At 71.2% G+C, this 12,530-nt stretch carries 10 protein-coding genes; 5 read left to right on the top strand and 5 right to left on the bottom strand.

Annotation, left to right across the window (positions count from 1 at the left end; translation table 11 throughout):
* The first annotated feature begins 69 nt into the window (after positions 1-69).
* From ACZ3KP_RS36555 to ACZ3KP_RS36570, 4 genes are all read left to right on the top strand, one after another.
* On the top strand, positions 70-1,260 hold the full coding sequence (locus ACZ3KP_RS36555) for an ROK family protein (protein ID WP_467504960.1): 1,191 nt from the start codon (positions 70-72) through the stop codon (positions 1,258-1,260).
* Between the two features lie 31 nt (positions 1,261-1,291).
* Complete coding sequence (locus tag ACZ3KP_RS36560; RefSeq protein ID WP_467504962.1) at positions 1,292-3,088, top strand: alpha-galactosidase D; 1,797 nt, start codon at positions 1,292-1,294, stop codon at positions 3,086-3,088.
* A gap of 97 nt (positions 3,089-3,185) precedes the next feature.
* A complete protein-coding gene (locus tag ACZ3KP_RS36565; protein ID WP_467504964.1) occupies positions 3,186-5,531 on the top strand; it encodes a glycosyl hydrolase family 95 catalytic domain-containing protein in 2,346 nt (781 codons plus the stop codon).
* The gene (locus ACZ3KP_RS36570; protein WP_467504966.1) at positions 5,528-6,757 is read left to right on the top strand and encodes an SGNH/GDSL hydrolase family protein; all 1,230 of its coding nucleotides are present in this window, start codon (positions 5,528-5,530) and stop codon (positions 6,755-6,757) included. Before ACZ3KP_RS36565 ends, ACZ3KP_RS36570 begins: the two co-directional genes overlap by 4 nt.
* An 8-nt stretch (positions 6,758-6,765) precedes the next feature.
* On the opposite strand, the gene ACZ3KP_RS36575 is transcribed toward ACZ3KP_RS36570, so the two are convergent.
* The 4 genes from ACZ3KP_RS36575 to ACZ3KP_RS36590 form a co-directional block, all read right to left on the bottom strand.
* Complete coding sequence (locus ACZ3KP_RS36575; protein WP_467504967.1) at positions 6,766-7,119, bottom strand: UBP-type zinc finger domain-containing protein; 354 nt, start codon at positions 7,117-7,119, stop codon at positions 6,766-6,768.
* Positions 7,116-8,606: an ATP-binding protein gene (locus ACZ3KP_RS36580; protein WP_467504969.1), complete on the bottom strand. Its 1,491-nt coding sequence runs from the start codon at positions 8,604-8,606 to the stop codon at positions 7,116-7,118. Before ACZ3KP_RS36580 ends, ACZ3KP_RS36575 begins: the two co-directional genes overlap by 4 nt.
* Positions 8,603-10,279, bottom strand: coding sequence for an NAD(P)/FAD-dependent oxidoreductase (locus tag ACZ3KP_RS36585; RefSeq protein ID WP_467504971.1), 1,677 nt, complete (start codon positions 10,277-10,279; stop codon positions 8,603-8,605). The genes ACZ3KP_RS36580 and ACZ3KP_RS36585 overlap by 4 nt, the downstream gene beginning before the upstream one ends.
* Positions 10,280-10,454: 175 nt before the next feature.
* Positions 10,455-11,168 (bottom strand): TetR family transcriptional regulator, encoded by a 714-nt coding sequence (locus ACZ3KP_RS36590; protein WP_467504973.1) that lies wholly within the window; start codon positions 11,166-11,168, stop codon positions 10,455-10,457.
* 101 nt (positions 11,169-11,269) lie between these two features.
* Between ACZ3KP_RS36590 and ACZ3KP_RS36595 the strand changes: the two genes are divergently transcribed.
* On the top strand, positions 11,270-11,755 hold the full coding sequence (locus ACZ3KP_RS36595; protein ID WP_467504974.1) for an SRPBCC family protein: 486 nt from the start codon (positions 11,270-11,272) through the stop codon (positions 11,753-11,755).
* Positions 11,756-11,811: 56 nt separating this feature from the next.
* On the opposite strand, the gene ACZ3KP_RS36600 is transcribed toward ACZ3KP_RS36595, so the two are convergent.
* Entirely contained in the window at positions 11,812-12,468 is a 657-nt protein-coding gene (locus ACZ3KP_RS36600; protein WP_467504976.1) for a hypothetical protein, read from the bottom strand.
* Between the last annotated feature and the right edge of the window lie 62 nt (positions 12,469-12,530).

Below are 12,530 nucleotides of genomic sequence, written 5' to 3' on the forward strand. Positions count from 1 at the left end.
CAGTCAACCTTCAGGTGATTTCTGTTTCTTTTATTGACAGCGGAAAATAACCCACCTAGGTTCCCGGCCATGCGCTCCACCACCCGTGCCGAGACGTTCCCGGCCCACACGCCGGCCGCCGCCCAGATCTTCACCACGGTCCTCGCCCACGGCCCGCTCACCAGGCTGGAGGCGGCCCGCCGGGCCGGGCTGTCGGCGGCGGCCGTGACGAAGGCCGTCCGGCCGCTGCTGGCGGCCGGTTACCTGGCGGAGGACGCCGACGACGAGGCCCGGCCCGCACTCGGGCGCCCCGCCAGCCTGGTACGGGTCGACGGTGGACGCGCGCTGTTCATCGGCGTCAAGGTGACCGGGGACGAGGTGATCGCGGTCCTCACCGACCTGTGCTGCCGGATCCGGCTGGCCCGTCGGCTGCCTGTCACCGACCGCGCCGCCAAGGCCGTGCTGACCTCCGTCGCCGAACTGACCCACGAACTGCGCACCGAGGCCGCCGACTTGGGCGCCCCCGTCCTCGGCCTCGGCGTCGCGGTCTCCGGCGACGTGGACCGCACCGAAGGGGTCGTGCGCTACTCGCCCTTCCTCGACTGGCGCGAGGTCCCGCTGGCCGAACTCGCCGCGATGGCCACCGGGTTGCCGGTCGTCGTCGACAACGACGTACGCGCCCTGACCGTCGCCGAGCAGTGGTTCGGCGCCGGTGTCGGGCTGTCGGACTTCGCCGTGGTCACCGTGGGCGCCGGCATCGGCTGCGGGCTGGTGGTCCACGGCCGGGTGGTCGCGGGCGCCCACGGGGTGGCGGGGGAGATCGGACACGTGGCCGTCGACCCGGCCGGGCCGCTCTGCCACTGCGGCAACCGCGGCTGCGTGGAGGCGATCGCCGGGGACGCGGCGATCGTCAGCCGCATGCGGGAGGTGACGGGCCGCCGGATCGCCGACTCCGCCGAGGCGGCGGCCCTCGCCCACGCAGGGGTCCCCGGAGCCCGGGAGGTGTTCTCCACGGCGGGTGAGGCGATCGGCCGGGGCATCGCGACCGTGGCCAACCTCTTCGGTCCCGAACGCGTGATCATCTCCGGCGAGGGCCTCGCCGCCTACGACCTCTTCGCCGAGCAGATCCTCGACTCGTTCACCGCGGCCGCCTTCGGCTCCGCCGCGCGGTGCGACGTACAGACCCGCCCACTCGCCTTCGAGGAGTGGGCCCGCGGGGCCGCGGCCGCCGCGATCCAGTCCTTCATCACCTCTTCTCCCACCACCCCGGGCAAGGGCTGAGCCGCCCGGTACCCCGAACCCAGGAGGGCCCATGCGGTCACCTTCACGCTCCGTCCTGCCCGCACGCGGGCTGAGAACCGTCCTCGTCCTGGCACTGACCGCGGCCCTGGCGTCCGCGGTGCCCGCCGCCGAGGCCCGGACCCCCGCCCCGATCGCCGCCAAGCCCTACATGGGCTGGTCCAGTTGGAGCATGCAGTCGTCCAAGTACCCGGGTCTCAACGACAACGGCGACTACAGCTACCTGACCGAGGCGAACGTCCTCAAACAGACCGACGCCCTCGCGAACAAGCTGAAGAAGTACGGCTACGACCACGTCAACATCGACGCCGGCTGGTGGATGGACTGGAACTGGAAGGAGGGCTACGACCGGTACGGCCGCCAGCAGGCCGACCCGGCCCGCTTCCCCAGCGGGATGAAGGCCGTCGCCGACCACATCCACGCCAAGGGACTCAAGGCCGGCATCTACCTCCCGGCCGGCCTGGAGAAGGGCGCGTACGGCGACGGCAAGACCCCCGTCTGGAACGCCGAGGGCTGCACCACCGCCGACATCGTCTACCCGGACCTGCGCACCACCAACGGCTGGGACAGCTCGTACAAGATCGACTTCGGCAGGCCGTGCGCGCAGAAGTACATCGACTCCCAGGCCCGGCTGATCGCCGGCTGGGGCTACGACTTCCTCAAGCTCGACGGCGTGGGCCCCGGCTCCGGCAAGAGCGGTGACCAGTACGACAACGTCGCCGACGTCGCCGCCTGGCACCGGGCGATCGCCGGCACCGGCCGCCCGATCCACCTGGAGGTCTCCTGGTCCCTGGACTACGGGCACGCCGCCGACTGGCGGAAGTACACCAACGGCTGGCGCATCGACACCGACGTCGAGTGCTACTGCAACACCCTCGTCACCTGGGAGAACTCCGTCGACGACCGCTGGGACGACACCCCGGCCTGGACCGGCGAGGCGGGCCCCGGCGGCTGGAACGACCTCGACTCCCTCGACGTCGGCAACGGCGCGATGGACGGCCTCACCAAGGCCGAACGGCAGAGCTACGCCACGCTGTGGGCCGTCGCCAAGTCGCCGCTGTTCACCGGCGACGACCTCACCAGGCTCGACGACTACGGGGTCGCGCTGCTCACCAACCGCGAGGTGATCGGCGTCGACCAGAGCGACAACCCGCCGGCCCGGCCGATCACCCCGTCCGACCCGCAGCAGGTCTGGGCCGCGAAGAACGCCGACGGCACCTACACGGTCGCGCTGTTCAACCTCGCCGACTCGCCCGCCGCGGTCACGGCCGACTGGACGGCGCTGGGCTTCAGCGGCAGGGCGTCGGTGCGGGACCTGTGGAACCACGAGAACCTGGGCGGCTTCCAGAACAAGATCACCGAGGCGCTGCCGACGCACGGCTCGCGGCTGTTCACCGTGACGCCGAAGGGCACTGTCCTGGCGTCCACCGGTTACGAGGCCGAGGCGAGCGGCAACACCCTGAGCGGCAACGCCTCGGTCGCCGGGTGCGACGCGTGCTCCGGGCAGCAGAAGGTCGGGAATCTCTACCAGGGCGGCAAGCTGACCTTCAACGACGTCGTCGTCGACAAGGCCGGCACGTACCTGGTGAAGGTCGCGTACGTCAGCGGTGACTCGCGGTCCGCCACGATCGCGGCGAACGCAGGGAGCGGGACCGCGCACAAGTTCCCCTCGACCGGGGACTGGGGGACGGTTTCGACCGTGAGCGTCCCGGTGACCCTGAAGGCCGGTGCCAACACGATCAGCTTCGACAGCGGGTCGGGGTACGCGCCGGACGTCGACCGGATCGACGTGCCCAAGTCGCCTCGGTAGTGCGTTGTGTGGGGGAGCCGCGGGCCGGTGGGGGCCGGTCCCGCAGCTCCCCGCCCCCCAAGGGGCGCCTTCCTCACGGACGTTTGATTGGAACCCCATGGACAACCACCCCAGCAGGCGACAGCTCCTCGCTCTCGCCGCGGCCACCGGCGCCCTCGCCGGACTGCCCGCCTTCGCCGCCTCCGCCGCGCCGAAGCGCTCCGCCGAACCGCTCGTCACCCCCCGCCATCACCTCTGGTGGCAGGCGCCCGCCGACGCAGGGTCGATGATCACGCAGGGGCTGCCCGTCGGCAACGGGCGGCTCGGAGCCCTCGCGAGCAACGACCCCGGCCGTGAGCTGCTCCTGATCACCGACGCCACCCTGTGGACCGGCGGACTCAACGACACCCTCGACTCCGACGGCCAGTTCCCCTACGGCCGCGCCGACTTCGGCTCGCTCACCCTGCTCGCCAGGCTCACCGTCGAGATCCCGGACCACGACCTGGGCGCCGTCTCCGGCTACCGCCGCACCCTCGACCTCGACAACGGCGTGGTCTCCGCCTCGTACGTCCGCTCCGGAGTGACGTACCGGCGGCAGGTGTTCGCCAGCCGTCCCGACGACGTGATCGTGCTGCACTTCGGCCAGGACGGCGGCGGCCGCTACACCGGCACCATCACCCTGGAAGGGACCCACGGCGAGACCGGCGGCACGGCCGAGTCGTTCGCCGGGTCCTTCGCCAACGGGCTGACGTACGGTGCCGCCGTCAAGGCGTACGGCGTCGGCGGCAGCGTGCGGGTGAAGGGGTCGGGCATCGGCTTCACCGACTGCCGGGAGCTGACCGTCGTACTCGGCGGCGGCACCGACTACGCGCCGGACGCCGCCGCGGGCTACCGCGACCCGTCCCTCGACCCGCCGGCGCTGGCCCGCAGCAAGGCCAGGGCCGCCGCCCGGCACTCGGCCGACTCGCTGCTGCGCACCCACGCCGCCGACCACCGGGCCCTGTTCGGCCGGTTCGACCTGTCCCTCGGCAGGTCGACCGCGCAGCAGCGGGAACTGGACACCTGGGCGCGCCTCAAGGCCCGTGCCGACACCGGCGACCCGGACCCCGAACTGGAGGCCGCCTACGCCCAGTTCGGCCGGTACCTGATGATCGCCGGGTCCCGTGACAGTCTGCCGATGGGCCTCCAGGGGCTCTGGCTGGACGGCAACGACCCCGACTGGATGGGCGACTACCACACCGACATCAACCTCCAGATGAACTACTGGATGGCCGACCGGCTGGGCCTGTCCCCGTGCTTCGACGCCTTCACGGACTACTGCGTGGACCAGCTCCCGTCCTGGACGGACACCACCCGGCGGCTCTTCCAGGACCCCCGCAACCGCTACCGCAACTCCCGCGGCGAGGCCGTCGGCTGGACCGTCGCCATCTCCACCAACCCCTTCGGCGGAGGCGGTTGGTGGTGGCACCCGGCGGGCAACGCCTGGCTGTGCCAGAGCCTGTGGGAGCACTACGAGTTCACCAGGTCCCGCGCCCACCTGGAGAAGATCTACCCCCTCCTCAAGGGCGCCGTGGAGTTCTGGGAGGCACGGCTGCTCACCACCACCCTGGACGACGGTGAGGAGGTGCTGATCGCGGACAGCGACTGGTCCCCGGAACAGGGCCCGCTGGACGCCAAGGGCATCACCTACGCCCAGGAACTGGTCTGGACCCTGTTCGGGAACTTCCGCACTGCGGCCGCCGAGCTGGGGAGGGATGCTGGATACGCGGGCACCATCGGCACGCTCCGGGACCGCCTCTACCTGCCGGTGGTGAGCCCCAGGACCGGCTGGCTGGAGGAGTGGATGTCCCCGGACAACCTGGGCGAGACCACCCACCGCCACCTCTCGCCGCTGATCAACCTCTTCCCCGGCGACCGGATCCGCCCCGACGGCTCCACCCCACAGGACATCGTCAAGGGCGCCACCGCCCTGCTCACCGCGCGCGGCATGGACAGCTTCGGCTGGGCCAACGCCTGGCGCGCCCTGTGCTGGGCCCGGCTCAAGGACGCCGACAAGGCCTACCGGCTCGTCGTCCGCAACCTCCGCCCGTCCGGCGACGGCAGCAACGGCACCTCACCCAACCTCTTCGACATCTACGAGGTCCAGCAGGGCCGCGGCATCTTCCAGATCGACGCCAACTTCGGCACGCCGGCCGCGATCCTGGAGATGCTCCTCTACTCCCGGCCCGGCCATCTGGAGCTGTTGCCCGCCCTGCCCGACGCCTGGGCCGCCTCCGGTTCGGTCACCGGGGCGGGCGCCCGCGGCGGCTTCACCGTCGACCTCAGCTGGCGCGACGGCGAGCCGACCGAGGTCCGGATCCACAGCGTCGGCGGCCGTACCACCACGGTCGCCTACCGCGGCACCGCACGGACGGTCACCCTGCGGCCCGGCCAGTCGGTCACGCTGAAGGGCCTGGCGCGGTGACCGGCCGGTTCACGCGGATGGTCCGCCTCGCCGCCGTCCTGCTGACCGCGGTCGCCTGCCAGACCGGCCCCGCCCAGGGGGCGCCCGCGGCGGCGCCTCCCGCACGGCCGGCCGCCCCCCGGCACGCCGTCGTCACCTGGGGCGCCGCCGCCGACCGGATGGGGGAGGGCACCGCCGACCGCGGCTACCGGCTGGTCGTGCACACCAGCGCGGCCGGCACCGGCCTGCGGGTACGGCTGTCCAACGCCTTCGGCGACCGGCCACTGACCCTGGACAGCGTCTACGCCGGTCTGCAGCGTCAGGGCGCCGCCCTCCAGCGGGGCAGCAACAAGCGGCTCACCTTCGACGGCGCCCGCACGGTCACCGTACCGGCCGGTGCCACCGCCTGGAGCGACCCGCTGCCCGGCAGCCTGCCGACCGGCAGCGACCTCGTCGTCAGCCTGCACAGCCCGGACGCGGCCGGTCCCGCCACCGGCCACGGGATGGCCCTGCAGACCTCCTACACCACCCAGGGCGACCACACCGCCGAGGAGGGCGCCGCCCACTGGACCGCGACCACCGGCTCCTGGTGGTACCTGGACTCGGTCTCGATACGGCCGTCGGACCCGGCCACCGGAGCCGTGGTGGCGCTCGGCGACTCCATCACCGACGGCTGGGCGTCCACCACCGACCTGAACCGCCGCTGGCCCGACTACCTCGCCCGCAGGCTGCAGAAGGCGCACACCGGGGTCAAGGGCGTCGCCGACGAGGGCATCTCCGGGAACCAGGTGCTCGCGGACGGCGCCGGGCAGGCCGCTCTGCACCGGCTGGACCGGGACGTCCTGAGCCAGCCCGGGATCCGTACCGTCTTCCTCTTCGAGGGGGTCAACGACCTCAAGGCCCACACCGGGGTCACCGCGGCCGACCTGATCGCCGGTTACCGCGAGATCGTCCGGCGGGCGCACGCGGCCGGCACGTGCGTGGTCGCCTCGACCGTCGGGCCCTTCGAGGGTTGGCCGGAGTGGGACCAGGCCGGGGAGGACGTCCGCCAGGAGGTCAACCGGTACCTCCGCACCAGCGGGGAGTTCGACGCGGTCACCGACTTCGACCGCATCCTGCGCAGCCCCTACGACCGGGCGCGGATGCTGCCGTTCCTCGACAGCGGCGACCACATCCATCCCAACGACAAGGGAATGCAGGCCATGGCCGACGCCGTGGACCTGGCGAGCCTCGACTGCGACCGGTGACGGGACGCTCAGCCGCGCAGCGTGCGGGCCCAGTCCGCCGGTACCCGGTCCGCCGGGCCCGGTACGGACTGGTCCGAGGGGTGGCTCACGGGCGGCGCCAACTCCGGCCCCGACTCGTACAGTTCGTTCGTCTCGAAGTTCCAGAACCAGTCCTCGCCCGGCTCGTAGCTGCGGATCAGGGGGTGTCCGGTCTCGTGGAAGTGCGCGGTCGCGTGCTTCGAGGGGGAGTCGTCGCAGCAGCCGATGTGCCCGCACCGCGCGCACCGCCGCAGGTGGAACCACCAGCCGCCCGCCTTGTCGCACTCCACACACCCGGCACCGCTCGGCGGCACCTCCGGGTCGATCGCGGGGTCGCCGCTCATACCGTCTCCTCGGTTGACTGGGTTGACTCCGGTGCCTCGGGCGAGGCCGGTGCTTCGGCGGTCAGCGGGAGCAGTACCTGGAAGCGGGTGTCCCCGGGCACCGACTCCACCCGCATGCTGCCGTGGTGCTTGTTCACGACGATCCGCCAGGAGATGTCCAGGCCGAGTCCGGTGCCCTGGCCCACCGGCTTCGTCGTGAAGAACGGATCGAAGATCCGGTCCTTGATCTCCGGCGCGATCCCGCTCCCGGTGTCCCCGAACTCCACCAGCACCTGCTCGTGGTCCCGCGCGGTCCGCACGGTCAGCGTGCCGTGCCCGGCGCCGTCGCCGTCCTGCATCGCGCAGACCGCGTTGTCGATGAGGTTGGTCCACACCTGGTTGAGTTCGGCCGGGTAGGCGGGGACGGGCGGGAGCGTCTGGTCGTACTCCTTGACCACCCGGATGTCCTGCCCGATCTTCCCGGACAGCATCATCAGGGTGCTGTCGAGGAGTTCGTGCACGTCCACCTCCCGGAACGGCGCCCGGTCCAGCTGGCTGTACTGCTTGGCCGCGTCGACGAGATGCGAGATACGGGACGTGGAGTCGTCGATCTCGTTCATCAACAGCTCGGTCTCGACGGTGTAGTTGAGCCAGCCCACCGCGTTGGGAAAGATCTCGTCGTCGACGGCGGCGGCCACCTGCTCCAGCCAGTCGACGTCGAGCCCCGCCTGCACGAAGGTCGGCGCGAGCTGCCAGCCGTTGTCCATGCCGTGGTCGTCGAGCCAGTCGGAGAGCGCGTCCTCGCGGTCCGAGGCCTCCAGCGGACTGAGCGCCGGAGCCTTGGCGACCCGTTCGGCGGTGCGTTCCTGGATCTCGATCAGACCGGCCAACTGCTCCCGGGAGAACGGGCTTTCGGCGATCACCGCCAGCTTGTGCCGCATCTTCGCCACCCGCTCGCGCAGCGTGGACGTGGCCCGCACGGCCGCCGCGGCCGGGTTGTTGAGCTCATGCGTGAGCCCCGCCGACAACGAGCCCAGCGCCAGCAGCCGTTCCCGCTGCCCGATCGCCGCCTGGGTGCTCTTCGAACCCCAGAACAGCCCTTCCAGCAGGTGGACCGCCATCGGGAACCAGTCCTGCATGATGTCCGAGAACGTGTCCGCGGGCAGCACGAAGAACCGCGTCGGCTCGGTCACCCGCATCGAGTTGTTGTACACCTGCCGCACCCGGTCCCCGAGGTACGCCTGCATGGCGCCCGCGTACACCCCGGTCTGCGAAGTCCGGGTCACCTCGACGTCGTCACCCGCGACCCGCCGGGAGAGCACCACCGTGCCCCCGAGCATCACGTAGAAACAGGTCGCGGGTTCGCCCTCGGTGTAGACGGGACCCGGCTGGAACAGCTCCACCCGGCCGGCCGCGCACAGCCGCCCCAGCTGTTCCGGTTCCAGCTTCTCGAACAGGAACAGCGCCCCGATCTCCTTCGGGCTGCACGGCAACACCTGCCCGCTCATGACTGCTCCAGGTACCGGTGGACGAGCATCACGGCCATGGCTCCCTCTCCGACGGCGGACGCGACACGCTTGGCGGACTCGGCGCGTGCGTCGCCCGCCACGAACACGCCGGGAATGCTGGTCTCCAGGTGGTACGGCGGCCGGGCCAGCTCCCAGCCGGCGGGCGGCGTCCCGTCGACGGTCAGGTCCGGTCCGGCGAGGATGAACCCGCGCCCGTCGCGCAGCACCGTGTCACCGAGCCAGTCGGTCAGCGGCGCCGCCCCGATGAACACGAACATCCACTGGGCGTCGACCTGTTCGCAGTCCCCGGTGTGCACCTGGCGCAGGGTCAGCCGCTCGAGCCGTCCGGTGCCGTGCGCGGCGTCGACCACCGTGTGGCTGCGCACCGAGATGTTCGGCGCTTCCTCGATCTGCTGGATCAGGTAGTAAGACATCGAGGCGGACAGGTCGGCGCCGCGCACCAGCAGCGTCACCGACTTGGCGAACCTGGACAGGTACATCGCGGCCTGCCCCGCCGAGTTGGCCCCGCCGACGATGTAGACGTCCTGCCCCTGGCAGGAGGCGGCCTCGGTGAGCGCGGAGCCGTAGAACACCCCGCAGCCGGTCAGGTCGACGCAGCCCGCCGCCTCCAGCTGCCGGTACTGCACACCCGTCGCCAGGATCACACTGTGCGCCGCGATCGCCGACCCGTCCGAGAACCGCACCACCCGCGCGGCCCCGTTGACCTCCAGCGCGGTGACCTCGCGCGCGGTCAGCACCTCCGCGCCGAACTTGGCGGCCTGCCGCCGGGCCCGGTCGGTGAGCTGGGCGCCCGACACCCCGTCCGGGAAGCCGAGGTAGTTCTCGATCCGGGAGCTCTGCCCGGCCTGCCCGCCGGTCGCCGCGCGCTCCACGAGCACCGTCCGCAGCCCCTCCGACGCCCCGTAGACCGCCGCGCCCAGCCCGGCCGGGCCACCGCCGATGACCACCAGGTCGTAGAAGTCCGCCGTGGGCGTGGTCGCAAGACCCACCTTCGCGGCCAGCTCGGGCGCCTCCGGCTCGATCAGGGGTGTGCCGTCCGGTGTGATCACCAGCGGCAGGCGCTGCCCGTCGGCCTCGGCGGCCGCCAGCAGCCGCTGCCCCTCCGGCTCCTCGACCGAGTACCAGCGGTACGGCACCTGGTTGCGAGCGAGGAACTCCCGCACGTCCGAGGACCGCGCCGACCAGCGGTGCCCGACGACCTTGGTGGCCGGCACCGGCTTGTAGTCACTGGCCCGCCAGGCGTCCAGGAGGTCGTCGAGGACGGGGTAGAGCTTCTCCTCCGGCGGGTCCCAGGGCTTGAGCAGGTAGTGGTCCAGATCCACCACGTTGATCGCGTCGATCGCCGCGTTGGTGTCCGCGTACGCGGTCAGCAGCACCCGCCGCGCGCCCGGGTACACGTCCAGGGCCTGCTCCAGGAACTCGATGCCGTTCATCTGGGGCATCCGGTAGTCGGCAAGGATCACCGCCACCAGGTCACCGCGCAGTTTCAGCTCCCGCAGCGCCTCCAGCGCCGAGTCCCCGGACTCCGCGCGCACGATCCGGTACGACGCGCCGTAGCGGCGCCGCAGGTCCCGGGCGACGGCACGGGAGACCCCCGGGTCGTCGTCCACGGTCATGATGACGGTCCGTGCCGCGTCGGCAGCCTGTGCCATACGTCTCCCACCCCGAGCCGTTGGTTCCACGGGGCGGCGCCCGCTCCGGGAGGAGCGCGGCGGCCGCACCGGTTCCCGCCCATCGTATGTTCGATCGGCGGGCCGCGCTCTTGTACTTCCGTGCACAGCGGGCAGCCGTCCGTGCGGAACGTCCCGGCATCACCGGCTGACCGTTTCACTTGTCGTGCCGGGCAGGGGTGAGCGAGGCCAGTCCCGTGTCGATGAGCTGGGCTGCGCGTCGGACGTCGGCGCTCACCATGTCGTGCAACTGCTCGGGGGTCTGGACGCGGTTCAGGTGCCTGCGTAGCGCCTGGAACTGGACGGGCCACAGGGCGAGCAGGGCGGTTGCGGCGATCTGCGGTTCGGGGTCGTCCGGGCTCATCCCATTGCGGCGAGCCAGGACTTCGGCGGCTACGGCGACCTGCTGATCAGCCATGTCGCGCTGATAGGCCCGCAGGGACGGGGTGGATCCGATCAGCATGCCGAAGCGCAGAAGCATGTTCTTCGCCTGGGCCAGGTCGTCCTGTTCGGTCAGCCAGGATGTGATGCCCGCCAGCTCGCCGGACAGGATCTTCAGCACGGCCTCGACCGGCGACAGATCCGGATCGGCGAGCGTGGTCCGCAGGGAGTCCAACGTGGTCTCGCCCAGGTCCAGGACGAGGGATTCCTTGGTGGGGAAGTAGTTGAACACGGTCTTCTCCGACACCCCGCACGCTTCGGCGATCTCGGAGACACGCACGGCGTCAAAGCCCCGTTCCATGAACATCTCGGTGGCCGTGTCCGACAGCTGCCGCCGCAACAGCCGCTTCTTGCGCTCCCGTAGTCCCTCAGCGGGGGATTCCGTGTCGCGACGGCGCAAGGCCGTCCAGTCCACCGTGCGCATGCTCATTGGTGCAGCGTAGTCCAGCCTCCACAAAATTTCTGTTGCTATAAATTTTCATTCGCTGTAATTTTGTTCTGCGCTTGACGCCCATGCCCGAGGAGCCCGCCATGAGCACCATCCACATCGTCCGCGACTACCCTCACCCGCCGCAGAAGGTCTGGCGCGCCGTGACCGACCCTGAGCTGATCCCGCTATGGACGGCCACCGGCGCCGGCGCACGCCCGGAGGGCTTCACGGCCACGGCCGGCACCACGTTCAAGTTCATCGCGAAGCCGAAGCCGGGGTGGAGCGGCGTGGTGCTGTGCGAGGTGCTGGAGGCACGTGAGCCCTCGCTGCTGCGCTACTCCTGGCAGGACGAGGGCGGTGGCGAGGTGACGGAGGTCGCCTACCGACTCGCTCCGCACGGCGGCGGGACCCGCTTCACCTACCACCACACCGGCTTCACCGGGGCCGGAGGATTCTTCATGGCCAAAATCCTCGGCGCCGTTCGCACCAAGATGCTCACCAAGGGCCTGCCCGCCGTGCTGGACGACCTCGACGACGGCACGGGGCAAGTGCCGGACCGCGACAGGGGCATGCGGCCCGGCACTTGAGTACGGGCGGGGCGCCGCACCGCGAACGCGGCACGGAACCGGGTGTGCAGGGGATGCTAGAAGTGCCGCAGGCGCAGCAGGAACTGGCAGCCGCCGGAGCGGCTGTCGGTGTCGATCTTTGCCGTGACCGGAGTGCCGGCGAAGGCCGAGCGGTACTGGCCCGCGGGCAGAGCGTCCGGGCACTGGCCCGCGTCGCCGTCGGGGTAGAACTGGACGTCGAGGACGATTCTGCCTGTCACGGTGAAGGTGAGGTTGCACCAGCCCGGCCGGCCGTCGGTGTCGACCCTGACGGCCTGCCCGAACACCTGGATCGGCAGGATCGGCATCGCGTAGGTGCCCTGGTAGTTTCCGCACTGACCGGCGTCACCGCCGCTGCTGGGCTGGAGCGAGTAGCTGATGGAGGAGCCGGCGAGGGTGCCGTCCGGGTCGTAGACTCCGAACGCCAGCTGGCAGCCGCCGGAACGGTTGTCGGTGTCGAAGCGGATGGCCTGCGTCCAGTCCGGCGAGGCAGCCCACTGCTCCCCGGTCGTCCCGCCGCACTGGCCCGGATCGCCGTCGGCGTTGAACTGGACGCCGAGTTGCGGAGCGGCACCGAGCGGGGCCGCCTCCGTCGCGTACGCCGCCGTGCCGGACAGTCCGACGGTCATCAAGGCGCCGGCGGCCAAGGCGCAGGCCAGCGTTCTCAGATGTCCGGCCACTCGTAATCCACGCATATGGGCGTTTCCTCCAAGGATTCGTGGGCACGACGGCTGGGCCGCCGCGCCGCTGCCGTGTG

The organism is Streptomyces sp. NPDC020958 (assembly GCF_055562175.1).